The sequence below is a fragment of the Sporosarcina sp. FA9 genome, assembly GCF_051550205.1.
Lineage (GTDB): Bacteria > Bacillota > Bacilli > Bacillales_A > Planococcaceae > Sporosarcina.
In genome coordinates this window covers 61,942-86,893 of the sequence record NZ_CP188819.1, presented here as the reverse complement: position 1 = coordinate 86,893, position 24,952 = coordinate 61,942, and the positions used below count along the sequence as shown (strand labels likewise).

Annotated in this window: 24 protein-coding genes, 1 pseudogene and 1 other annotated feature; of the genes and pseudogenes, 10 read left to right on the top strand and 15 right to left on the bottom strand. The window is 37.7% G+C overall.

Annotated features, from left to right (window positions below; all coding sequences use genetic code 11):
* Nucleotides 1–137: 137 nt before the first annotated feature.
* Nucleotides 138–329: a CsbD family protein gene (locus ACP8HH_RS00455; RefSeq protein ID WP_438314318.1), complete on the top strand. Its 192-nt coding sequence runs from the start codon at nt 138–140 to the stop codon at nt 327–329.
* Between the two features lie 42 nt (nt 330–371).
* Here the strand turns inward: ACP8HH_RS00455 and ACP8HH_RS00450 are convergent, their stop codons facing one another.
* Nucleotides 372–827 (bottom strand): general stress protein, encoded by a 456-nt coding sequence (locus tag ACP8HH_RS00450; RefSeq protein WP_438314315.1) that lies wholly within the window; start codon nt 825–827, stop codon nt 372–374.
* 169 nt (nt 828–996) lie between these two features.
* Between ACP8HH_RS00450 and ACP8HH_RS00445 the strand changes: the two genes are divergently transcribed.
* A complete protein-coding gene (locus tag ACP8HH_RS00445; protein ID WP_438314312.1) occupies nt 997–1,230 on the top strand; it encodes a hypothetical protein in 234 nt (77 codons plus the stop codon).
* A 42-nt stretch (nt 1,231–1,272) separates the two neighbouring features.
* Here ACP8HH_RS00445 and ACP8HH_RS00440 read toward each other — a convergent pair whose 3' ends face one another.
* The 6 genes from ACP8HH_RS00440 to ACP8HH_RS00415 form a co-directional block, all read right to left on the bottom strand.
* Complete coding sequence (locus ACP8HH_RS00440; protein ID WP_438314309.1) at nt 1,273–1,977, bottom strand: CBS domain-containing protein; 705 nt, start codon at nt 1,975–1,977, stop codon at nt 1,273–1,275.
* A 174-nt stretch (nt 1,978–2,151) separates the two neighbouring features.
* Nucleotides 2,152–2,439, bottom strand: a complete 288-nt coding sequence (locus ACP8HH_RS00435) for a hypothetical protein (RefSeq protein WP_438314307.1) — start codon at nt 2,437–2,439, stop codon at nt 2,152–2,154.
* A gap of 103 nt (nt 2,440–2,542) precedes the next feature.
* The gene (locus ACP8HH_RS00430) at nt 2,543–3,325 is read right to left on the bottom strand and encodes an ABC transporter permease (protein ID WP_438314304.1); all 783 of its coding nucleotides are present in this window, start codon (nt 3,323–3,325) and stop codon (nt 2,543–2,545) included.
* Complete coding sequence (locus ACP8HH_RS00425; RefSeq protein WP_438314302.1) at nt 3,322–4,224, bottom strand: ABC transporter ATP-binding protein; 903 nt, start codon at nt 4,222–4,224, stop codon at nt 3,322–3,324. Before ACP8HH_RS00425 ends, ACP8HH_RS00430 begins: the two co-directional genes overlap by 4 nt.
* Nucleotides 4,221–4,421, bottom strand: a complete 201-nt coding sequence (locus tag ACP8HH_RS00420; RefSeq protein ID WP_438314299.1) for a PLD nuclease N-terminal domain-containing protein — start codon at nt 4,419–4,421, stop codon at nt 4,221–4,223. The genes ACP8HH_RS00425 and ACP8HH_RS00420 overlap by 4 nt, the downstream gene beginning before the upstream one ends.
* A gap of 387 nt (nt 4,422–4,808) precedes the next feature.
* A complete protein-coding gene (locus ACP8HH_RS00415; protein WP_438314297.1) occupies nt 4,809–4,937 on the bottom strand; it encodes a hypothetical protein in 129 nt (42 codons plus the stop codon).
* 138 nt (nt 4,938–5,075) lie between these two features.
* Between ACP8HH_RS00415 and ACP8HH_RS00410 the strand changes: the two genes are divergently transcribed.
* The 4 genes from ACP8HH_RS00410 (at nt 5,076) to ACP8HH_RS00395 (ending at nt 9,661) form a co-directional block, all read left to right on the top strand.
* Nucleotides 5,076–5,606 (top strand): RNA polymerase sigma factor, encoded by a 531-nt coding sequence (locus ACP8HH_RS00410; protein WP_438314294.1) that lies wholly within the window; start codon nt 5,076–5,078, stop codon nt 5,604–5,606.
* Nucleotides 5,606–6,358, top strand: coding sequence for a hypothetical protein (locus tag ACP8HH_RS00405; protein WP_438314292.1), 753 nt, complete (start codon nt 5,606–5,608; stop codon nt 6,356–6,358). The genes ACP8HH_RS00410 and ACP8HH_RS00405 overlap by 1 nt, the downstream gene beginning before the upstream one ends.
* A gap of 643 nt (nt 6,359–7,001) precedes the next feature.
* On the top strand, nt 7,002–8,384 hold the full coding sequence (locus ACP8HH_RS00400) for an FAD-binding oxidoreductase (RefSeq protein ID WP_438314290.1): 1,383 nt from the start codon (nt 7,002–7,004) through the stop codon (nt 8,382–8,384).
* Nucleotides 8,385–8,458: 74 nt separating this feature from the next.
* Entirely contained in the window at nt 8,459–9,661 is a 1,203-nt protein-coding gene (locus ACP8HH_RS00395; protein WP_438314287.1) for an alanyl-tRNA editing protein, read from the top strand.
* Between the two features lie 117 nt (nt 9,662–9,778).
* Here the strand turns inward: ACP8HH_RS00395 and ACP8HH_RS00390 are convergent, their stop codons facing one another.
* From ACP8HH_RS00390 to ACP8HH_RS00380, 3 genes are all read right to left on the bottom strand, one after another.
* On the bottom strand, nt 9,779–10,681 hold the full coding sequence (locus tag ACP8HH_RS00390; RefSeq protein WP_438314285.1) for a cation diffusion facilitator family transporter: 903 nt from the start codon (nt 10,679–10,681) through the stop codon (nt 9,779–9,781).
* A gap of 189 nt (nt 10,682–10,870) precedes the next feature.
* On the bottom strand, nt 10,871–12,310 hold the full coding sequence (proS, locus tag ACP8HH_RS00385; RefSeq protein WP_438314282.1) for a proline--tRNA ligase: 1,440 nt from the start codon (nt 12,308–12,310) through the stop codon (nt 10,871–10,873).
* A 73-nt stretch (nt 12,311–12,383) separates the two neighbouring features.
* Nucleotides 12,384–13,640 (bottom strand): RNA-guided endonuclease InsQ/TnpB family protein, encoded by a 1,257-nt coding sequence (locus ACP8HH_RS00380; protein WP_438314279.1) that lies wholly within the window; start codon nt 13,638–13,640, stop codon nt 12,384–12,386.
* A gap of 157 nt (nt 13,641–13,797) precedes the next feature.
* Nucleotides 13,798–14,015 (bottom strand) — a binding site (T-box leader).
* A gap of 156 nt (nt 14,016–14,171) precedes the next feature.
* Here ACP8HH_RS00380 and ACP8HH_RS00375 point away from each other — a divergent pair.
* Nucleotides 14,172–15,356 carry an MFS transporter gene (locus ACP8HH_RS00375; protein WP_438314277.1) on the top strand — a complete coding sequence of 395 codons (1,185 nt, stop codon included), beginning with the start codon at nt 14,172–14,174 and terminating at the stop codon, nt 15,354–15,356.
* 110 nt (nt 15,357–15,466) lie between these two features.
* Nucleotides 15,467–15,958: a hypothetical protein gene (locus ACP8HH_RS00370; protein ID WP_438314274.1), complete on the top strand. Its 492-nt coding sequence runs from the start codon at nt 15,467–15,469 to the stop codon at nt 15,956–15,958.
* A 232-nt stretch (nt 15,959–16,190) separates the two neighbouring features.
* Here the strand turns inward: ACP8HH_RS00370 and ACP8HH_RS00365 are convergent, their stop codons facing one another.
* From ACP8HH_RS00365 to ACP8HH_RS00350, 4 genes and pseudogenes are all read right to left on the bottom strand, one after another.
* Nucleotides 16,191–16,457, bottom strand: coding sequence for a YqhV family protein (locus ACP8HH_RS00365; protein ID WP_438314272.1), 267 nt, complete (start codon nt 16,455–16,457; stop codon nt 16,191–16,193).
* Nucleotides 16,458–16,687: 230 nt separating this feature from the next.
* Nucleotides 16,688–18,137 (bottom strand): annotated as a pseudogene (locus ACP8HH_RS00360) (DHA2 family efflux MFS transporter permease subunit).
* A gap of 35 nt (nt 18,138–18,172) precedes the next feature.
* Nucleotides 18,173–18,745 (bottom strand): TetR/AcrR family transcriptional regulator, encoded by a 573-nt coding sequence (locus ACP8HH_RS00355; RefSeq protein ID WP_438314269.1) that lies wholly within the window; start codon nt 18,743–18,745, stop codon nt 18,173–18,175.
* 166 nt (nt 18,746–18,911) lie between these two features.
* The gene (locus ACP8HH_RS00350) at nt 18,912–19,883 is read right to left on the bottom strand and encodes a phosphatidylglycerol lysyltransferase domain-containing protein (RefSeq protein WP_438314266.1); all 972 of its coding nucleotides are present in this window, start codon (nt 19,881–19,883) and stop codon (nt 18,912–18,914) included.
* 173 nt (nt 19,884–20,056) lie between these two features.
* Between ACP8HH_RS00350 and ACP8HH_RS00345 the strand changes: the two genes are divergently transcribed.
* Both ACP8HH_RS00345 and ACP8HH_RS00340 read left to right on the top strand, forming a co-directional pair.
* On the top strand, nt 20,057–21,400 hold the full coding sequence (locus ACP8HH_RS00345; RefSeq protein ID WP_438314263.1) for a YheC/YheD family protein: 1,344 nt from the start codon (nt 20,057–20,059) through the stop codon (nt 21,398–21,400).
* Between the two features lie 261 nt (nt 21,401–21,661).
* The gene (locus ACP8HH_RS00340; protein ID WP_438314261.1) at nt 21,662–23,041 is read left to right on the top strand and encodes a Mur ligase family protein; all 1,380 of its coding nucleotides are present in this window, start codon (nt 21,662–21,664) and stop codon (nt 23,039–23,041) included.
* 500 nt (nt 23,042–23,541) lie between these two features.
* Here the strand turns inward: ACP8HH_RS00340 and ACP8HH_RS00335 are convergent, their stop codons facing one another.
* Nucleotides 23,542–24,927 carry a UDP-N-acetylmuramoyl-tripeptide--D-alanyl-D-alanine ligase gene (locus ACP8HH_RS00335; protein ID WP_438314258.1) on the bottom strand — a complete coding sequence of 462 codons (1,386 nt, stop codon included), beginning with the start codon at nt 24,925–24,927 and terminating at the stop codon, nt 23,542–23,544.
* Nucleotides 24,928–24,952 lie beyond the last annotated feature (25 nt).

Below are 24,952 nucleotides of genomic sequence, written 5' to 3'. Positions count from 1 at the left end.
TTTTTCGCCACATCGTTTAGATTCATTTTCATAGGTCTACCTCAGTCCCTTATACCCGTATAAATTTATACTATATGTTTAAAACAGTATTAGAAGGGTAATTAATAACTATAAAATAAAAAATGGAGGTTTTTAATATGACGGACAAAGGGTTCTCAGATAAGCTTAAAGGTTCGGTAAATAAAATAAAAGGTGAAGCGAAAGATCAAATTGGTAACGCAATAGATAACACTTCACTGCAGGCTAAAGGTAAGCTTGATAAATTAAAAGGTAAAGCACAGGAAAAGATTGGCGAATTAAAAGAAAGAACACATGATAAAAACAAATAAATAAAGGAATCAATCCTGGATTAGGGTTGATTCCTTTTTGTTTTACAAGTTGTGCGTATTGATCCGAGGAGTTACACCATCGCTTTCCTCATTCAGATGAATATCTTCCATCTCCTGGCCACTACGATTAGGCTCTCTGCTGCTATCCATCCCATCATTTTGTTTCCCAAACTCTTTATCGACGAATAGTGCAATACCACCATTCTTCACTTCATCAAAATACATCTTCGATTCCTTTACCGAAAAACCCATTCGAATGAGTGCATCAAGAACGGGTTCATCGCCCCTTACATACACCTTGAAACGGTCTATCCAAGTGGACCCATGACCACCGATTAAATCAATACCCGTCTGACCATGTAGCATGGAAAGATTATCCTGCTCCCGTGAAACTGCAAACATATCACTTTCCGAATAGCCTTGTGCTGTTAGTTCCGTTACTTTGTAAAGTACATTATCGATTGAATGATACGTCCCAACATATTTCTTTTTTTCCATAAGAAATTGATTCCTCACATTCTTTTTAATTCATTCGTATTTCCATTAATTTACCCTTCAAAAAAAAGGATAAACATAAGGAAGAGTTTTTTGTGTTTAACTTTCAGGAAAGAGTGAAGTATACATAGACAATGAATCATAGATTAACAACGAAAGGGACGTGAGAAAAATGACGAAAAAGAAAGTATTCACAGAGCGTGATCGAAAAGATGCTGAAGGACCGTATATGGACAATCCCGAAAATTTACGCACAGATAAGGAAAGTATTTACGATATGCACGAAGATATGAAAACTGTCGATTCCATACCCCTTGAAGACTTACGCATGGAATTAGAGGATGAAAAAATACACCATAAAACAAAAAACAGTTCTTCAAGTGCAGAAAAATCACCCGGTTCTTAACAGAAAAAACGAACGTATGCCAAATCTGCATACGTTCGTTTTTCAATCTATTTTTATAAGATCCAATGGAGTTATAATTCCTAGTAACTTTTCTTCAATTAGGCCATTTTCGGTAATCAGGAGTGCGTCAAGACGTTTCCCTCTTACGACAGATTCTTTGAAATATTCCTCAGCCTCATAAACAGACAATCCTTTATTAATAAAGCGATACGTATTCTTTTTGTTCTCATGACGATAAATGTCGAGCAACGTCGGGATTTCCCGGGAAATGTTGCCTTTTGCGTACTGGTCTGCAAGCCAATAGGTAATGCCTTCAGTAGTGATCAGCCCTATAAATTTACGATCTTCATAAATAGGGATTTGGTTAAACCTTTTTTCAAGAATCAATTTAAGACCCTTATCAAGGGTGTCTGACGAGCGTAACGAATGAACTTTCCGTTGAAATATCTCACCAACCGTTTTAGGTTTTGAGAGTTCTCTATCAATATACTCAATCAACTCAACAATATCATCATGGGGTTCAGCAATTGCATATTCTATTTCTGTTCGATGATGCACAATTGCATTACGTAAGCCAGCATACTCACGTAAATCATCTTCAAACTTCTTTACAACTGCATTGACCTTTTTTGCTCTGTCAATTAATTTGAAAAAAGGCATATAACCTGATAATCCGATAGTTTTCTCCATAGATTTTTCAATACGGTTGTATGCTGTTAAAAAACGTTCTGAATTTCGAATGCTCATGTGACTGACCCTCTTCCCCAAAAAAAAACGAATAACTTCTTGAAGTGCATCTATTACCTAAGTCTCTGGGCGTAAGTATCGTATACTAATCACCACACCCATATTTCCGCCTGAAGCAATAGTTAATAGCGTTAGTACTGTGACCCATACTTTACCTATTGCACATTAATAAAACTACATAAAGCTAGAGAAAATTCCAGAAAATGCCCCCAATGCGACTAAAGTGATTGCTGCAATGATTGATAGTACAATCATAATTCCCCAGATTAATAAATAAGCACGGGCAAAATTACGTCTTAAACTTGTTGCATCGAAAGCCCATATGAACATCATTACAATATTCACAAGTGGGATCATCAAAATGACAAACGTTAATATCCATGCACCTACTGTCATCTGTGGTGAAGCATGACTTCGTGAAGCCATTACTTGTTTTTCCTCAAGTATCTCTGTTGCCTCCATAATAATCATCTCCTTTCTATAAAATTTGAATTCTAGTATTATAATATATGCCTAAGGTTAAGTTTAGGTTTAATTCTGAAGAATGGCAAATTTATTTCGACATTTAAATTGTAGTATTTGCTGCGTTACGTTTCGACATAGTAATTCCAATTAAAATCAGCCCTATTATTAAAATAATCGTAGCTGCAATACTCGACCAGAAATCCTGCATATTCAAATCTCCTTGAAACCACTGTGTTGCATATAGTGGTAGCTTCCACGGAGAAATCTTCCAATGCTGTCCAAGGAGAGAATCTATAATTTGAAACACTAATGTGATCACAATAGCTACTCCAGCCGTACCACCTGTAGGAAGCGATGCACTTAAAGTCAAAACAATAGTCACAACGAAAATAATCGATAGACTATACGTAGTTATGAACAGTAAAACATGTCCCACGTCAACCGAATTAAAAAGCAGTTCAATATAATACCAACTAGCCATAAATCCAAGCCACACACTACCAAGAACGATTGCATTGACAATAATCCACTTACTCAAAAAGTAGTTTCGAAACGAAATTGGGCGAACATATAATAGCGTAGCCGTCCCACTTTTTCGTTCACCCGAAATCGAACCCATAAATGCAAGTATAATAACAAGTACACCAATAGACTGATATTGCCCAAGAAGAGATGTAAAAATATCCTCTCCTTGAAATTCAGGCCAAAGAAATTCAGTACCCTCAGGCATATTCCCTACACTTTTCATAATTTCTGGGAGAAAGTGATTCGTTATCGGTTCCAAAATACCGAAAATGATAAAGACGAGTGGAATCCATAACATTTTATAGTTCCGACTGTTTTCACGTGCTTCTTTCTTTAGCAAAACACGAAAAGAATTCATTTAATCACCGCCACTTGCATGAAAATTTCTTCCAAGCTCGCTGTTTGTCGTTCGACCTTTCGGACTTGAAACTTCTCGTTTGATAACTTCATCAATATAGAAGACATTTCTACATCATTTAAACGTACATCTATTGATACGATTAATCCTTGTACACTCGTATTCCAAGGCGATACTTGAAGAAAACGCTGCATTTCTTGACTTTCTTCAAATTCAATAATGATTTTCGGTTCCGCATATCGGTTACGAACATCGTCAAGTGATCCTTGTTCGACAAGCCGTCCCTCCCTTAAAAAAAGAAGCTGATCAGTCATTTCTTCTGCATCATTTAAAATATGTGTAGAGTATAATATCGTTGTTTCTTGCTGCAACTCTTTTAATAGATTCATGATTTGACGCCGACCGACCGGATCCAGCGCTGACACTGGTTCATCGAGTAGCAGCAGTTTCGGCTTATGAACGATGGCTTGGGCAAGACCTAGTCTTTGTTTCATGCCACCTGAGAACGTTCCAACTTTCTTTTTCAACTCACCATCTAGACCTACAAATCCCAATGTTTTCTTTGCCTCGATCGACGCTTTTTTCGTTTCCAAGCCACTTAGCAATGCGGCCATTTCTACAAATTCAAATGCCGAAAGCCATGGGAAGAACTTTGGATATTGTGGTAGAAAACCGATGATTGAACGAATGTCCGTTGATGCACTATTATGGAATTTTATAACCCCACGCGACGGCTCGACAAGCCCAGCAAGCATTGCCAGTGTCGTTGTTTTTCCAGATCCGTTTGGGCCAATTAGTGCAGTTGAGGTGTTCTTGGCTATTTCAAAGGAAATCCCATCTGTAGCTTTAAAATCACCATAAATCTTTGTTAACTCTTTCACCTGTAAAATCGGATTCAATTTTGTCGCCTCCCAAAAATGAAATATAGAATTGGTCCAATGATATTAACTAGAACGATGATTAAAACCCACATGATAAAAGGCCCGTTCGTCCTCTGATTTCGAATGATATCAACTAATGCCACAACCATTAAAATGAGTTGCAAAATTAGAATCGGTAGAATTAAGTTCCAAGGAATATTGGCTAACTGGGACATACTCTCACACCCCTTTCATTGTTTTGTAGTAATTAGATTATATCACAACTGCTCTACTATGAGTATAACAGCAATAATTAATTAATATATATGGTCGTCATGGATGGATCCAACACTCTATAAATGAACGAAAAAACCTTCCCATATTATAGGGAGGTTTTATTTTTGTTTATCCACATCTTTAAGGCATGGCATTGCAGAAAATGCTATAGGCTTATTATTGTGAATACTTATTGGTTCTTTAATTCTTTAGTAAAATCAACAAGCAGAACAATGATTATATTAAAAAATTAAAATGTCCTTTCATCTACTAATTGACTATCTAAAACTTTCTATCCGGCAGATCCTGCGTCCGCTTCAACACCTGCTCGAGACATCACAAGTGCCTCAATACTTGATAGTCCCTGTAGCAAGATGCATCCGTGCACGTACTGTCCAAAAACGCCTTGGCGATACACCCATTGGGATTACCGGCTTACTTGCAACAGACTTGTCTACTTTTGATAGCCATTTCAAAGAGTTTGTTAACATGTGTACAAAGAAACACCCGCTATTAAAAGGAATTTTCACCTCCTGAAAACTTTTTAATCATTTTAGGGGTATATATAATAAGAGCGGTCAAGTTACTGTTGTCTAGAAAGGAGTAAGTCCCATATGATGCAAGACAATTGGATTGAAAAAATAAAAAATGGAGATAAAGAATCGTTTCGACTTTTCTATCAAGCTTATTCGAATTACGCAATTCGTACAGCTTCTGCAATTACACGGAACACCGAAATGGCAAAAGATGCCGTACAAGAAACGTTCATTCGGGTCTTCCGCCAAATAGGGAGCTACAATCCCGATTTACCATTCGATCCGTGGTTTTATCGAATATTAACAAATGAGTGCCTTCGCTTATTAAAAAAAGAAGCTCCCCTATTAAAAAATGGGCATATTGATGTTGAAAATGATCCAGCACTTATAGAGGAATCTTTTGACCAGTTATCCGATTTGTACGACACGATTCAATCACTAGATGATTCCCATAGAATCCCACTCATTTTAAAATATATAAAAGGGTTTACTGAAATCGAAATTGCGGACATTTTAGGATTGAATCACAATACGCTAAAGTCACGGTTGTTCAAAGGTCGAAAAAGGCTAAAAGAACAGTTGGAACGAACTGGCGAGGAGGGTAAGTAATGAGTAACTTAGATGATCAAATCGTTAAAGAATTAAAAAAGCATACAGAAAAAGATTTATCTCAGCTACAAGATGAGATTTGGACAGGTTTGGAAAATGAATTATTTAGTGAAAAACCACCTAAAAGAGGAGATGTGAAGAAAGTGAAAAAGAAAAACAGAGTTATCCCTATTATTGCCACTGCCGCTGCAGCAATCGCTATTGTATTCACTCTACAAACAGATCCTGGAATGGCCTTTGTAAAAGGCATTAAAGACATATTCGTCCCGGAAAAAGAAATTATTCAAAACATCGAAGGTCAGGATGAACCTACCGATGTCAACCTAAATGAAGGAAAAGACTCAGAATATATAATATATATCGATGAAACACGGTACAAAATGATACCTGGTGAAAATGCAGATACAATAACCACAATTGAACCTCTTCCAGAAAAGTATCCAGAAGTTACTATGGAAATTAAGCAAGTTGCAGATGAAAAACCAGAAGATCTTGTGAAGAAAATTGAAGCGGATCTGAAAACAGATTTTCCAGAGCTACGTGAAATTGAAATGGTCACTGAGCCAGTCGAAGGATTTCTACTACACGGCTTGAACGGCAATAGCTGGGATGCTAAAGTTGTTCATCTTTATTTGATCAGCAATGGCAAAGAAGGAAGTTACGTTATTAGAGAAAACTACTTCCTCGAAGCTGCAGAGGGTCACGGTGCAAGATTCCATCATATGCTGAAAAGCTTTGAAATTGTAGAGTAAAAACTGAGCAAGGGACTTGTCGACATGACAGTCCCTTGCTTTCTTTATACGATTCATATGCATATTTACAAGTTGAAAAGGGTATAGATTAGTATATTGCTTGTTATAGCAATTAAATATTTTAAAAGGAGGATATTAAATGGGAAAAGACAAAGTAATCATTCTATTCGATTATCTCATATTTTTGACATATTTAATTTTCATTATTTTTATATGTTTGCACTTTATACGTTTCCTTAGACGAAAGAATGTTGACTACCTATTTTGTCTTTTGTCTGTTGCTTCCATTACTCTTTTAAGTAGTATCACTATTGTAAACTTTGGTTATGGAAAATATGATGAAGCCCGATTCTTTCAAATACTAATTACTTCTACACTTATACTACTACTTTTACTGGCTATCGCTATTATTATAAAAAACATCTGGTATGAAAAATATGAACAGGTAGTATCCAAATTTCAATCTGCGCGAAAAAGAATGGACAAAGCTTCTCACATTAATAAGTGAGAAGCTTTTTATTTCATCGTAAGTTGAATTGTTGACATTAAAACGTATACTATTAAGTAGTGCGAATTTATAGCATAAGTGAATAGGAACTGAAAAATACATAAACCATCATCCCATTTAAGGAGCTAAATAAAAATGACGAACTCAATCAAAATTATAACAGATGCTTTAAAAAAGGTTCTTAAAGACGAACAAGTGACAATCAATACAACGGTTCGCGAACTTCATGGGCGTGACGAATCGTACCATGCTCAGCAGCTCCCAGATATCGTTGTGTTCCCGGAATCGACGCAAGATGTGAGTAATGTAATGATTGTTTCGAAAGAACACCAAATTCCTGTCATCCCTTTTGGACTCGGATCAAGTCTAGAAGGTCATGTTATCCCTTTGAAGGGAGGAATTACAATTGACTTCTCTTTAATGAATCAGATATTAGATGTTAAAGAAAATGACTTCCTTGTGAAGGTTCAACCGGGTGTAACGCGTACTCAGTTAAACCAACGTTTGAAAAAACATGGCTTGTTTTTCTCTGTAGATCCTGGAGCGGATGCAACTCTCGGTGGTATGGCTGCAACAAACGCTAGTGGAACGACATCTGTAAAATACGGTGTGATGCGAGACCAAGTACGTGATTTAGAGGTTGTTATGGCCGATGGTACAATCATTCACACAGGAAACTTAGCGGCAAAATCTGCATCTGGATACCACTTAAACGGTTTATTCGTCGGGTCAGAAGGGACACTTGGTTGTTTTACCGAATTAACCCTTCTCGTTCATGGAATTCCAGAACATATTACAGCTGCCAGAGCATCTTTCCCTACAATAAATGATGCGGTTGAAGCCGTTGTTTCTATTTTACAAGCCGGAATTCCAATTGCACGTGTGGAATTAGTAGATGAACCTTCAATGAAACAAACAAATATTTATAGTGAAACAAATTATATAGAAAAACCAACTCTTTTCCTAGAATTCCACGGAAATGAGGCGGGACTAAAATCAGACGTTGATTTTACAACGATGATTGTGGCAGACCATCATTGTGAAGGTATTGAATTTGAAACTGATAATGCTGGAAGAAATAGACTTTGGGAGGCTCGTCATAACCTAGCTTATGCCTTTATCCATGGATATCCGGGTAAAAAAATGATGGTGACGGATGTATGTCTTCCGATTTCAGAACTTGCGGGTGCAGTTGAATATGCACGTGAAACCGTTCATGAATTAGGGCTAATCGGTGGTATTGTTGGACATGTCGGTGACGGGAACTTCCACGTATTATTAATGATGGACATGAATGATTCTGAAGAAATAGCAAAAGCGGACGACTTAAATGAACGAATTGTAATGTATGCACTTGAACGTGGAGGTACATGTACAGGTGAACATGGAGTTGGTATCGGAAAACAGAAGTACCAAGAACGCGAACACGGGACTGCTTTGCTTGTAATGGAAAAGATAAAACGTGCACTTGATCCAGACAATTTATTGAATCCAAATAAAATTGTGAAATTGGATTGAAATATCAGAGAATCCGAACCCATCAGGTTTTGGTTCTCTATTTTTCCAAGAAAATACAGAATGGAGTTCATTTCATGCTAAAAAACCGCTTTTATTATGAGGATACCTATCAAAAGCAATTTTTAACAAACGTGATTAAAGAATCGCAAGATACAGAAGGTAACCCGTATGTCGTATTGGAAAATACCGCTTTTTATCCCACTGGCGGTGGACAACCTCATGATACTGGATTTTTGAATGGAATACATGTAGTTAATGTTGAAGAAGAGGATGGAGAAATTCGTCATTTCATGAAGGAAAAACTTAATTGCGAAGATGAAGTAAATGGTGAGATTGATTGGGACCGAAGATTTGACCATATGCAGCAACATGCGGGGCAACATATTTTGACCGCAGCATTTGTAGAATTGTTCGGTTTGCCTACTGTCAGCTTCTATTTAGGTCGCGAGATTGTTTCAATCGACATAGATGTGGAAAGCATTACAACCGAACAATTGGATGCTGCTGAATTATTGGCAAATGATATTATTTTAGAAAACAGGCCTATTGAAACAAAATGGATTTCTGAAGACGAGCTTATCGATTACTCATTGCGAAAAAACGTTGCCGTTACAGGCGAAATTCGACTTGTGATCATTCCAAACTATGATACGAACGGTTGTGGCGGTACGCATCCTTCTTCAACTGGACAAGTTCGTATGATCAAGATTTTACATACCGAAAAACAAAAACAAAAAACACGAGTACATTTCGTTTGCGGTGGACGTGTATTTCAACAATTAAAGCAAAAAAACCAAGAGTTAGCCGTTGCATCGAAGTTATTAAGTGTTCCAGAAGATAATGTTTGTATCGCTATAGAAAAGTTATTGGAGACGAATCATTCGCTTGAAAAGCTCTTAAAAGAATCCAGAGAAAAAGTTTTAGCATATGAAGCAAAAGATTTATTGAACACACAGGAAAGCGGGATCATAAAGGCAGTATACGATAACCGAAGCATACAAGAATTGCAAAAGCTGGCTAGAGTATTAGTGACTGATATAGAAGATGTTTACGTCCTTCTCGTTGCTGTAAATGATGACCAGTTGCAATTCGTCGCTGCACGTGGGGCTTCTAATCCAATAAGTATGAAAACAGTTTCAGCTAAAGTGCTCCCTTTGATTGATGGAAAAGGTGGCGGAAACGATGCCTTCGTTCAAGGCGGCGGAAAAGGTCTAATCACAGCGGTTGAACTGCTAAGTAGGATGCTAGAATCTCTTAATCTCGGCCCTGAAAATTAAACATGAAATTGGCTTCCGACATTTTTTGTTGGAAGCTATTTTACGTGATTTTTCCACTCTGAATGATCATTTGATAATTACTACAAGATGAATGGCTAGTTTGACAATCCATACCTTTTAATCCCCTATCTTATACCAAGGGTTTAAATGAACGAGTACTTCATCTACATCGGAGTGCTTTTCCATAATTACTTTTTTAATTTCTCGTAATATGTCATGACCTTCTTGAATTGTTAAATCACCAAGAATCGCTACTCGAAGATCTACCAATATATAATGTCCGTGCTCTCTTGCACGCAGTCTGTCAATTCTTTTCACCTCTGGAATCGATAAAATTAAAGAGGAAAAATCCTCCAACCTTTCCGGACTGACGCTTTTTTCCATAAGGGTATCTAGTGCTTCAAGTCCGATTTGGTAAGCAAGCTTGAATACCAATATGGATACTATAAAGCCAGCAATTGGGTCTCCGTACGAAAGAAAAGGAATCTGGAAGGCATCTCCTAAAAGCGCGAGGCCTATACCAACAACTGCCGCGAGCGATGCATATACATCCGCAAGATGATCATACGCAGTTGCAATCAATCCTTTACTATTCGTCAATTTCCCAATTCGGATTGTATATACATATAAGGCTTGCTTCCATATAAGAGAAAGAATGGCGGTGAGCAATGCAAGGATACTGGCTTTCGCGGGCTCTTCAAAAATCGCAGATACAGCCTCAAAAGCAATGTAGATTGCGGCCAATCCCAAAATGATTGCCACAATACCCGACCCGATTACTTCTGCTTTACCATGTCCATATGGATGATCATCATCTGCTGGACGTTTGGAAATACGCATGGATGTGAGTGCCGCAGCAGATGCCACAACATCGCCCGCATTATGAAAACCATCGGCAAGCAATACCGGACTGTTAAAAAGAGTCCCGACAGTAATCTTTAGGATGGTGAGCAGTATATTGCTAATTAAACTAACCCATACAGCTATTATTGAAGCATTTGGCTTAATTTCTTTACTCATAACACTCCACCTCCAAATGAATTCTTTCCCTCAGGCAACAAAAACCCTCGACTGATTTCAGTCAAGGGTTTTTGCGTTTTCATACTATATTTACGTGAATTTATAAATGCACTCATAATTATCACTCACTAATTTTTTGGCGTTCTATAATCATACCATAATTGATTTCCAGATGCAATTTCTCGGGAGTTAATATGCCCTTGCGAACCACACGGTATGTTTGGATTTGTTTCCACAATTAATGCATGTTGATTTCGTTGTTGGTGGATTGAATGGGATATTGCGTGTTGTGAATTTCGTTGTTTCTTTTACATGTTCTTCACAAACATCGTCTCCACACCAACCCGCAAGAACCCATCCAGGGATCTCTTCGCTATCTGCAGAATCCGCAATATGTTTTGTTAGTTGTTCAAGTGAATCGATATGTGTATGAGAATGTGTTTCACGGAACGCACGGGCTTTTGTAAGTAAGCGGGCTTGCATCGTCACTAATTCTTCTTCAATTCTAGCGACAAGTACTGAAAGCTCTACTGCTTCTTTTTCGCCTTCATCGCGTGCTTTTATAAGCGCTTGATCCTTTTCCAAGTCACGTGGCCCTAATTCCACACGTACCGGAACGCCTTTTAGTTCCCATTCATTGAATTTGTAGCCCGGGGATTGATCGGAATCATCCAAACGTACACGAACCCCTTTTTCTTTCAATGAAGCAAAGATTTCATCCAACTTTTCCATAATTGCGGGATTCTTTTTCCAAGGACCAACCGGAATGAGCACAACCTGAGTTGCAGCAACTCTCGGAGGCAATACAAGTCCTTGTTCATCACCATGTACCATAATGACAGAACCGATTAATCGTGTCGACGTTCCCCATGAAGTAGTATGTACAAATTCATGTTTGTTTTCTTTATTCAAATACTTTATATCAAAAGCGTTTGCAAACTTTGTCCCTAAGTAATGAGATGTCCCAGCTTGAACAGCTTTTCCATCTTTCATCATTGCCTCGATTGAATACGTATCTATAGCCCCTGCAAAACGTTCAGATGGTGTTTTTTGGCCATCGTATACCGGAATTGCTAAGAGTTCTTCTACCACTTCTTTGTAAATATTAAGCATTTGCATCGTTTCCGCACGTGCTTCTTCTTCATCTACGTGAGCAGTATGTCCCTCCTGCCATAAAAATTCAGACGTACGAATGAATGGTAATGTTTTCTTTTCCCAGCGGAATACGTTTGCCCATTGGTTAATTAACACTGGAAGGTCACGGTAACTCTTTATCCAATCCGAATATAAGTGACCAATCATTGTTTCAGAAGTAGGGCGTAATGCAAGACGCTCTTCTAACTTTTCACCCGCCGCCTCCGTAACCCAAGGAAGTTCTGGTGCAAAACCTTCGATGTGATCTTTCTCTTTTTGAAAGAAAGACTCAGGAATGAGCATCGGGAAGTATGCATTACGATGACCCGTTGCTTTAAAACGTTTATTCATTTCATCTTGAATATGTTCCCAAATTTCATAGCCGTCCGGTTTAAAAGCGATACAACCCCGAACTGGTGTATAATCCATTAAATCTGCTTTTTGAATTGTATCAATATACCATTTTGAAAAGTCACTCTTCTGTAAATTTGTCATTGATTTTTCCTCCTTATATTGAACTACTCGTCACTAAAGTAACGAGATTCTGCAAGTTTCAATTGATAAAAAATTAAACCAATTTAATTCTCACTGGGGCCGCCAAAAGCCCCCTAACCACCTTGCCCGCCAAAGCGGATGTATGGGTACATTTACGTAAGATATTTGCCGCGCCGTTCATATCCGCATTGATTCGAACGGAATGCCCCGTTTGATAGAGCCCGCGGGAAACACGTTTCCCACTGAAAATAGGTTTGCTTTCTGTTATTTCTCCGTAAATTGGAATTGGGTCATTATCTAGAAAACTTGCTTTTGAAGTATAGGATTCTTCCTGTCTTGTGAATTGAATCCCATAGCGTTCACACATGCTTTCGATTTTATTCATTAGTACACTATTTGGAATTTGTACGAAGCGTTGATTTGCTTGTTTGCCCATCTTGCTTTTATTTTTCCAGCCCAGATTGTGACCAACAACAATTTTACCGATTCCATGTTCCAGGCAATGCTGGATCATGTAGTGTGTGGTTTTGTTTAAAATATCGCGTAAAATATGGTTGCGCTTTCGCAACAAACGGACTTGACCGTTCGTTAGATGAACAATCTGCTGTTTGTCTTTTATGGATTGGAGCCGTGCATTTTCTTTGTTGTACCATTGATTTGCCGATTTTATCCGTTTGCCATCGATGATAAAAGCATTGCCCAGTGTATCTAAACAAGCGGCCAGGTTGGCAATACCCAAATCAATAGAAAGAGCTTCATTTTCATCCAAGTTAGTCTCTTCAACTTGCACTTCATACACAAATTCTATTTCGAAATAATGTGCGTTGTACTTCGGGATGATGCGTATTTCCACTATGTCTTCCGCCTGTAAGTTTGTTGGGAATTGGATGGTAATCGCCCCGTATTCTTTTTTAAACGCTGAGGAAGTCGGGATGTTACATGTCCCATCTTCTTGTAATTTAAACTGAGGATAACTCAACTCAAAAAAAGAGTCTTTCTTAAGGTAATTTGGGATCCGAGTTTTTCGGTCTTTAATTTTAAGTAAGCCAAAAAAACTTTTAAAGTTTTCCTCTACCTTCATCAATGTTTGTTGAGCAGCGGCCGTGCCCATGAATGCGTAGTTTTCATTTGTCTTACAAAGGTGATAATTCTTATTGTAATTTAAATACTTTTTCGTTTCAAAAAAGTGTTGACGTACGCTGTAAAGTCCGACGTTGTACATGTTTTTACTTAAATGACTTAACTTTCTGAGCGCAAGGTACTCTTGTTTGGAACCTAATTTCAGGATTCCTTTTTGAACACCGAACTTCTTTTTTTCTGGTTTCGACATCGTTTTCACCTCCATTCCTACTCTCAATTATACAGAATGTATGTTCTGTATGCAAGAATGAAATTTTCAGATTTATTCAATTCCAACCAATTCATCCCATGACTGAAGTCACGGGTGTTCTTGGCTTAAAAATAAAAAAACACAAAGATGCCCCTACTATAAGGACGTCTTTGTGTTGTATGGACGTGGTACCACCTTAGTTCAGCTCAAATAAAATTAAGCCCTCTAATACGTTTTGTAACGAAAACGATTCGGTTATGTTGTCATAACGCCTCCGTGGAAGGTTTCAATAAGGAGTGGTGATATAGCTTTCAGCAATTCGCTATACTCTCTGTTTCACATTTCTTATTTACTTGGCCACATCAAAGATTTCATATTACTTATAATATACCAAATCCTTGCAGTTCATACAAACAGTATCGTTTTCGGAGTATTTAATATGCATTGCCCTTTTAACTCTTACTATATATAATGAACGTCATATTCAAATACATATTCTATGCACTATTGATTCGTTTAGGAGACGTGGAAATGAACTATATTCAAAGAGGCACGCCCGAATTTAGTCGCACGAACTGGGCATTATTTGCGGCGGGATTTATTACATTTATGAATTTATATATTACACAACCAATTCTCCCGCTATTTTCAAAGGAATTTGAAGTTTCCCCTGCATTTGCAAGTTTATCATTATCACTTACAACGTTCTCCTTAGCGGTAAGTCTTGTTATTGTCGGTTCCCTTTCAGAAGCATGGGGACGTAAACGTTTGATGACCATATCCATTTTCACGGCTTCTATATTAACAATGGCTATTGCATTTTCACCTACATTTGAAGTGTTGCTCGTGCTACGCATTATTCAAGGTGTGGCATTTGCGGGCCTTCCGGCAATTGCAATGGCCTACCTAGGGGAAGAAATGAATTCAAGAGACCTCGGAATGGCAATGGGACTTTATATTAGCGGAAATTCCGTAGGTGGATTAGCCGGTCGTATTATAATGGGAACTCTGACGGACATTTTCAATTGGCAAGTTGGAATGATTTGTATTGGAGTATTGAGTTTACTAATTAGTATTTATTTCGTTACGGCATTGCCACAGTCCAAACATTTTAAACCGCAAAAACTACAGCTTGGCTCTTTAACAAGTTCACTTGTTTCGCATTTAAAAGACACTACTCTGCTCAAATTGTACGCAACAGGATTTTTCTTGATGGCTAGCTTTGTTACGCTGTATAACTATATTGGTTTTAAGCTTCTCGCACCTCCTTATTCCTTAAGTACAACGATTGTTGGTTCGATTTTCATCGTATATTTAGTTGGTACTGTTAGTTCAACATGGTTTGGTAATTTAGCAAATAAGCACGGGCGTCAAAGAATCTTATTCGCCGGGATTGCACTAATGCTTTTCGGTGCGCTTATTACGTTAAACGGTACTTTAATCCTCAAAATTATAGGCATTACCATCCTGACTTTCGGCTTTTTCGGTGCCCACTCCATAGCAAGTAGCTGGGTCAGTAATCGCGCCAAACACGATCGGGCACAAGCTTCTTCCTTATATTTATTTTTCTACTATTTCGGATCTAGCGTCGGCGGAACCGCTGGAGGATTTCTTTGGTCCAAGTTTGGTTGGGAAGGTGTTATTGCATTAATCACTATTTTCCTTCTTATCTCCTTTGTACTTGTAAAACTATTAAAGGTTCGTGATGAGAAATGAAAAATCAAACTCTTCGGGAATTCTGACCGAATGGTTTGATTTTTTTATCTAAAATAGGATGAAACCTATCTATACGCGAACCGTCAAATCACAAAAGGAGGCAAACTATTTTGAAAGCTAAACTAGTACTCATTACAGTTTTCGCATTTTCATTATGTTTGATAACGGGTTGCGCAAACGAGAAAATGATAATTGAAAATACAACAACTGAACAGTCGTTGCCAAAGTTTGATTTAATAAACAATGAATTCCCTCCTACCTTAAACGGATTCGTTACTATTAACGATACCCGTTATGACATGGCAAGTGGAGGTTACCAATGGAGTATAGGAAATCAAACCGTAACAACTGACCATGCGGGCCCTACCCAAATGGCCGAACATTTCACAGCAATTATGGCCAAACCAAACAGTGTTGCAACAATCCAGATTCCACAGAATCCTAATTTGAATGCATACTTATGGAATCCTAACGACACAAGAGTTCATTTAGAGGACAATCAAATTACAATACCAGATGCACCAGGAAGATATATTTATGAAGTACGAGCAGAATGGTCGAACGGCAATATGTCCTTTACCTTTGTTGTAGAAGTAGAATGATTTTAATGTAATCTAATTTCCAATACTATTCTGTCCGAGTTGTATATCCGACACTTTGAGGGTTTTATCCGACACTTGGGGACATATATCCGACACTTCAGAACGTATATCCGACTGTTCGCAGCATATATCCGACACTTCTGAACTTATATCCGCAAAACATGACTTTTCACCTATAGAATCAGAGAGTCAGAACGTAAAAATGAACACTCCAACGATGAAAACTGTAGTATTATTCCATCTTCAGGCTAATTAGGATGAATATAATCCCAGAAAAGAGAAAAACCATCCGGATTACAGATATTTTTTCCGCCAAGCCGAATAATGCTACTCCCGTTGTAATAATTAGCACAACAGGACCCACCAGTGCCAGTAATGTATTGATGTAAAAGGCTTTTTCTAAATCATTAAATCGATACATCAACATCGCTGCTGTGATATCTATACTTCCCGAAAAAATTCTTAATATGATTATGGTCAAAAGCGCTTTTTCAATCAATAAAACCGAAACCTCCCCGATCTATAGATCTTTCATTAAAACTATAATTAGAGTTATTTGTCCCACCATACCGTTTAGTCTATGTAAAACTTTCTACTATTATGGTTAATCACACAACAGAAAAAAGTCCCAACAAATGCTCTAAACTTATTTAGGTCCATTTTAAAGTACATTTAAAAATCCCCACTCAATTGAGTAGGGATTTCTTCAATATACACCTCTTTGTTTTTCTAAAGCTCTCTTGAGGACTTTATAAAAAACGACATAATTAATCCGCTAATCGCAAGTACAATTCCCAATATAAATGCCGTTTGTACACCAGCGGTTAATGAAGTACTAGCGACAGATGGATCTGATGGATCCGCAACGTTCTTCAAGAAACTACTTTGAGAAGCTGACATGATTGTGATTGCGACAGCTGTTCCAATAGCACCAGATACTTGCTGTAAAGTGTTTAACAAAGCTGTTCCGTCTGGATACAGATTTCTCGGTAGCTCATTCAGACCATTTGTCTGCGCAGGCATCATAACTAACGCCACGCCAATCAAGAGAAATGAATGCAGAAATATAATTATTGGAATAGAAGTTTCAGTTGTTACATTCGATAGATTCCATAACATGATGATCATAATGATAAAACCAGGTGTAATAAGCCATTTGGGACCATATTTATCGAATACACGTCCTACGATTGGAGACATAATTCCATTTATAACACCCCCTGGGATGAGCACAAGACCAGCAGTAAGAGCAGTTAGTCCGAGTCCAGTTTGTAGATATAAAGGCAAAAGAATCATTGATGACAAAATGATCATGAATGTAACAAATACACTAAATACACCTAACGTATACATTGGATATTTAAAAGTACGTAAATCTAACATTGGCTTATCGAGTTTAAGCTGTCTTAACGAAAATATTAGAAGAGCAATTATACCAATAATAATTGTACTTATTACGAGTAAACTTCCCCATCCTTTGTCTCCCGCGACGCTAAAACCGTACACAATTCCGCCAAACCCAACAGTCGATAGCAAGATTGAAAACACATCTATTTTAGGTTTTGTTAGAACCGAAACATTTTGCATAAAAGCCAGTCCATATACTAATGCAAAAACGAGAAACGGAATGGTAACCCAAAAAATCCAGTTCCAACTCAACTTTTCGATGATTAACCCTGCAGTAGCTGGTCCAATAGCAGGTGCAGCCATCATGACAAGCCCCATTAACCCCATAATTGTACCTCTTTTATTAATAGGGAAAATTATTAATACTGTATTAAACATAAGTGGTATCAATAAGCCCGTTCCGATTGCTTGAATGACACGACCTAGGAGTAATACCCCGAAAACGGGTGCCATTCCGGCGACTATCGATCCAATAATTGAAAAAAGTAACGAAGCAACGAATAATTGCCGAGTACTAAACCATTGTATTAAAAGTGCGGAAACGGGAATTAGTATACCCATAGTCAGTAAGTAACCTGTCGTTAACCACTGTACTGTAGAGGAAACAACTTTCAATTCATTCATTAAACTTCCAAGTGCCATATTTAAAGCGGTTTCGCTAAATAATCCGATGAATCCTGCAATTAAAAAGGAAATTAAAATTGGGGTCGATTTTATAGCTCTGTGATTTTGTTGATTTGCAATTGTAGACATAAAAATTCCCTCCGTTGATTAACTGAATCGACCTTTGTTTATACGATATGTGATTTATTTTTTAATAAGTAATAATGGAATTTGTTCTGCTATCGCTTCAAGTGGTTTGCCACTCTTCATAGTTAAAGCTAAAAGGATACCGCCTTCAATTAGCGCATGTAAAACGATGGCTAAATTTGTTGATTGCTGCTCAGTATAGTTTCCTTCAAGAAACTTCTCAGTATAAATGGATTGCCAATCCCTAAAAGCTGATTCACACGCCATCCGGATCGGTTCACTCGTGGAATGTTTTTCACCGGCAATTGTTCCTATCGGAGAACCTACAGGATTGCCGCCTTCTCCAAAAACCTTGGATAATTCATACACATGAGCTTGAAAAGCATCTATTGGATCAGAAATACCATCAAAAACGGTTCGAATTTCTTCCATAACGAGTTTTTTCGTATGAATAATCGCTTCAATCGCCAATTGTTCTTTGCCTTCTGGAAAATAATAATATAATGAGCCTTTGGGGATTCCACTCTCTTCAATTATGTCATTCAGGCCCACTCCGCAATATCCACGTAATCTAAAAAGTCGTGATGCCGTCTCAATTAGAACGTCTTTCGGCTTTAATTTTTCATTCATTACTAAAACACCTCTCAATATTATAACAACTGGTCTATTAGCATAATAAGGGGGAATCCGCTATGTGTCAATGCTAACTACCTTGCATCAACAACTATAAAAAAGAACCTTCCTATGATTAAATCAAGAAAGGTTCGCATAGCTAGACTAAATAGAGTCTATATTGTCATTGCAGAAAGATTTGGTACCTTTCAGAGTTGAATACGGGCCTAAACTTATCCTTAAACCCCCGACGGCCCGCTTTCAAACCGCTTTCAATTCCTAAGTTGATTGTCTCCACATTGGGATTCACTTTATTAATTTCACGAGCAAATTCTACATTTAGAAATTCAGATAATCCATCATATCCCTCCCGACGTTTTAAAAAAGCACTCCAAGCCTGACCATGCGGAAGGACTCCACCTGTTACCATGCCTATTATTTTCTCCTTCGTTTCCACAACGAGTATAATATGCTCCAATCTCAGATGATTTTCCATGATTTGCTGGAAAAATCGATCATCCCAAATCCTTGAATATTTATTACCTAGAGTCTGATTCCAAGCTTGTTTCAAGTTTAGAAGGGCATCATAATCTTCGAGTTTAGCCCTTCTAACCACAACATCTGGATAGTCCCTTAGAAAACGGTTTCTATTTTCTCTCACCTCTTTGAATTCTTTGCCGCTTAAATCTAGCACCTTCTTTACGCTAATATGCTTGTCAACACCCCTTGATTTCGTATAACTAAAGTTCTGATCAAATAGAGGGGAAGTCTTTAAAAAATCAAGTTGCTGCTTAGTAGCGGCCCTCACCCGGGTTTTTCCACCAGTTCTTTCGTTCCATTGTTGACAATAATGCATACTTTGCAATAAACTTTCCGTGATTTCTTCAGAGCTCCCCGGCCCAAATGGAGGAAAGGCAAGTTGAAGAGTTTGATTTTTTGAAAGCTTAAACGTAACCAGCGTTTTATTAATGACTTTCCATAATACGAGCACTGATTTAGGATTGGAAACAGCCCAAAGGTAATCAAAATTAGAGGACCATAAGTCTGTTGGATATTGCGTGTCTTTTATATATTTCGAATAAATCTTCTTGTCCTTAATATCTATCTGATTAAACTTCCAATTCCCCAGAATAATCTCTCGTGAGTGATTCTTCATCTTATTTGTCACCTCATACTTACAAGATTTTTTTGCATCCTACTATACTATGTATATGTCCTTCTTTTCGTATGTTCAATTGTCTATATTTATCTTTTTCAATCATCCCCCCAAGCTATTAGTTCAATAATGCATATTATGTTATTAGAATCTATATAAAGAGGTTGATGAAAATGCATATAAAATGGATAACTGGAACGACCAATCAGATTCATTTGGCTATTAAAACTGCAAATGAGTTCGGAATAACCCCGGGCCCTATGACGTTTCAATTTGGTTCTTGGGAACAACAAGTACAAGTTCAAATAAATACCGATATCCCAGAAGATGTAATCGGTTTACCTGAGCAATGGAAGAACATATTCACCATTCCTGAAACGCTTCCCTACGAGTTGAACAGAACTGACACCACCCTCAGACTTGGCCCTGTTATTGCCTTGATTGTATTTTCTCAATTAGATGAAATGACATTATCAAACTTGAATCATTACCGTGAGTATTTTTCTGATTACGCGAGTATTCAAGGACTAGTCTATATATGCGCATGGAACACAATTGATATTGAAAAGAAACAAATTCAAGGATATTATTTTGACCCGAAAGCCAGCAACGCCTCAAATCGTTGGAAGTTCGGAACGTTTCCCTATCCAGGATCGGCTTATAATCGCACAGCTATGCCAGAAACTGTATTCAACGCTTTGTTAACTGTGATGGGGGATCGTGTTTTCAACAGCTTTTCCAATGGGTCTTTCAACAAATGGGAGCTTTGGAAACGATTATCCCCAGACTTAAGGCTTCGGTCTCATCTCCCAGCTACTGAACCCCTAACAGATATTACCGTGTTAAATAACATGTTAGATAGATATGGCTCAATTTATCTAAAGCCGGCAGGCGGAACCCTTTCACAAGGGATCCTTAAAGTGGATAAAAGGGATAACGGATACCTTGTTACGTATCCCAAGCAAAGAGACGAAGGAAAAAACTATCAAAACATTATTGAAAACAGCAAATCTATTGAGCAATGGTTATTTAAGCTTAAAAGTAAAGAATACCTTGTCCAACAGGCCATCATAACGAAAAGGTATGAAACCCAACCTATAGATTTCCGAGTCATAATGCAAAAAGACGAAAAGAACCAATGGAATTGCACAGGCATATTTGGGAAGTTCGGACAAAAAGGAAATATTATAACAAACTTTTCACAGAATGGCTTTATTCGCTCCGGAATGGATACTTTCCGTCTTGCATTCCAAATGAATGATAAAAAAGCACAAAAGAAAATAGAGGAGTTAAAAAAAATATCCTCTAGAATTTGTTATGTATTTGACCAATATGGTAATTATGGGGACCTCGGGATTGACCTTATGGTGGATCACAAAGGGAAGGTATGGATTCTAGAAGCGAATTCACTAGATACGTACCATCGTTTTCCACTCCGCATAGACGATCGGGCACTATATAAGAAGGTAGTCACTTCACCATTTCGATATGCCAAATATCTTGCTGGATTCCAATAATAAGCACAAATTCTTAAATTTAAATAAAGGACGCCTTCATAATAGGTGTCCTTTATTTTGGTTTCACGTAAACTTCAATTAATCCAACTCGTTATATAAGAGAAATTTAGTTAGACAATTTTTTCTATTCTCTCGGGATCAAAATCCCTTCCTCAGCAAATAAGTGTTCTTAATATCTGTGACCATATCTTGGCTAATTGTACAAGCAAATTGAGCACGCAAACATAATATGTCTTAAGTGAAAGGAGTGAATACATAATCATGAAACCCCTCTCGGTTAAGCAAATTAGAACCATTTTTGATGGCGAGTTGGTCCTAGGATCTGATGATGTGCTTGTACATTATGGCGCTTACCGCCTTAAACAAGTAAAGAAACAAAATACAATTCTTTTTGCAAATAAGAAGATTGTTAACTGGGAACAACTGAGAAGGTTTCTGCCATTAGTACTTGTAACTCATCAGGACCTAACCCAAAGTAAACCATTAGAGAATTTGACTGTTATCAAAGTGAAAAATACAGATGAAGCATATTGGAGATTTGTAAATTACTACCGAAGCCTTTTTAATATTCCTGTTGTAGCCATTACAGGAACTTCTGGAAAGACAACTACAAAAGAGATGATTAAACACATTCTCTTAACAGATAAAAAGGTTACTGCTACAAACAGCACCAGTAATTCGCGTACTGCTCACTTACAATACCTACTCGAGATTGATAATGAAACAGAGGCAGCTGTATTTGAAGCGGCTGTAGGTGCACCTGGAGACGTGTTAAACGCAGGAGATTATTTCAAACCGACAATAGGCATTATTACGAATATAGGAGCACACCACTTAGGACTTTGTAAAACCGTGGAATCATATATTCATGCTAAAGGTGAAATGGCAACTATCCTTGATCACAAAGGGGTACTTATTATTAATGCCGAAGATATAAATACAAGAAAAATAGATTTAACAAATTATCATGGACGGATTATAAAGGTTGGAAAAGATTCCTCTTGTCATTTTATAGCAACCGATATTAACTATCACAAAGACGGAATGCAATTTAATGTCCAATTTCAGCAGGAAAATCACCTTGTATTCGTGCCGGGATTTGGAGAGCACCAAGTTTATAACGCACTTTCCGCCCTTGCCGCTGTCCATGAAATTGGCGTAAATCTTCAAGAAGCTACAGATCGATTGAAAACATTCAAGAGATTCAATAGGCAGCTTCAAGTAATTGAAGGAATGAATGGATCTATACTACTAGATGACACATGGAGCATGACATCCACCTCATTAGAAGCAGCCCTAAAAGTGTTAACAGAGATTGGAGAAGGCAAGAAAAAAATTGCTATCATAGGCAGCATAAAGGGTTTAGGGCCTTGGGGTGATATTATTCATAAACAAGTAGGGGAAATGATCGCTCATCGAGATGTAGATATACTCATTACAATAGGTATTCTTGCACGTATAATTGCTAGCCAAGCAGAGGAAAGTAGCTCAAAGTTACAGGTCTACGCCTTTAACAAAACGATTTTTGCTTATGAACTGTTAAAAGAAATTCTAGACGAAAATACAATCGTCCTTATTAAGGGAGATATGTACGTTACGTCAATTTTCCAATTGGTAGCTAAAATACGGAAACAGCAATAGCCCCCTTTTAAATTACCATAATCTTAAAAGGGAGCCTTTTTTGTACAAGTCTTTATTCCCATTGCGATGTTAAACAAACTTTGATGATATACTCGCGGGTAGGAGAAACACATTTTAAAACGAATAATATATTAAATTATTCAAAATGAAAGAGGAATTATGTCTCAGACCTCTCCATGTTTTATAGATTGAAGGCCAAAAGGACTTAAGTGAATACTCGTCCTATGTTCTCCCCCCCCCACGCTAGCAATTGTTAAACTAATAAAAACATGTAACTCAATCGTACTTTTTGATTTTCATGGTTACGTTAGTAAAGATCAAGAAAAAACTGGACTAATCGAACCATGCACCATCCCACATAATCCTAATTCTGAGTATGATTATCAATGGTCAAGAATTGTGGCTGGGAAAGGACGTTATATGTAACAGCCAAGTGAGCCAGTCCCCCATTGTATTATACCGTTGAAGGACTGATCTTTTTATCGGGACCAGATAGCAACTCAGTTAGTCCTGCGACGTTTTAACCTGGTTTTCAGTTTAATAATAGAATGATTCTTTGCGGAACATTTGATAAGCAATATACTATTCTCATCCAATATCTTCTCTAAAAATAACAAAACACCTTTGATGTCAGGAAAAGAGTAGACTTCACCATTTAGTCCGTCCTTTTGGGCTTGTTTTCCCATCTCGGCTGCCAATGAACCAACTGTTATCAATACGTCTACTCCATTTTCCGCAATCATCTTACCTACTTGACGATGAAGATCAAGGCTTAGTTCACCTAAAGCATTAATATCGCCTATAAGGGCAATCCTTTTTCTCCCCCGTGATATCCCATTCAATGCCTGAAATGCAGCCTTTAGAGAAATAGGATTTGAATTCCAAGTATCATCAACAATGATACAACCGCCCATTCCTATGCTACATTCAAGATGAGAGGGTAAGTTGCGAAAAGACTCAATCCGGTTTACTACTTCTGCCATGCTAATTCCCATTTTATATACTGCTGCAAAAGCAGCCAGTGCATTAAGAACTTGATGCTGCCCATAACCGGGCACAAAGGCGGGATACATTTTCTTTCTAAATTTCAGTACAAACTGCATTCCGTTATTACCGTATTGAACATTAGTTGCTCTAAAGTCTGCGCGATGAGTTATACCAAAAGTTAGCACTTTTCCTTGAAAATCTTTTAATCCAATTCTTTTTGTATTCTCATCGTCAGCATTAATGATGAGAGTGCCTTTTTTCCCTACTGCTTGAACCATTTCCGCTTTTGCTTGATGATAAGCTTCCAGGGTTTTGCACCCATCAAGATGGGTAACGCCTATATTTGTAATAATACCAATCGTTGGCTTAAAGTATCGGGAAGCGGTCAGCACATCTCCCGGACTCCCTACGGCCGATTCAAACACTGCAGCATTTGTGTTTTTATCAATAGATAGCAAATAGGTTAGATGATGGGTCCTTGAGTTTGCTGATGTTTTGGTACCAGTGACATTACGGTCAAGAGCAAGGATATGTTTAATCATATCCTTCGTGGTCGTTTTTCCGCTTGTCCCTGTTATTGAAACAACGGGAATAGAAAATTGGTTCCTATAAAAGTTAACGAACCTCCAAAATGCCTTTTCGATATCCTGAACTTTAATAATGGTACAATTTTCAATACTTTTTAATCGATCATACGCTATATCTGTTACGACTACACAAGGTGCTGACTGAGCGATTTTCTCCCAATCAATTTGCCATTTTTGCTTTAAGAAAAGTAGCTTGTTTGGCCCCATCTTCTGATAATGATAAATAATATCGTTAACTAAAAAGTCATCTGACCCTTGCATTAATTGTCCATTCACACATTGTCGAATATTTTTCACTGATATTGGCTTCATTTTTTGATTCCTCCAATTCGCTTGC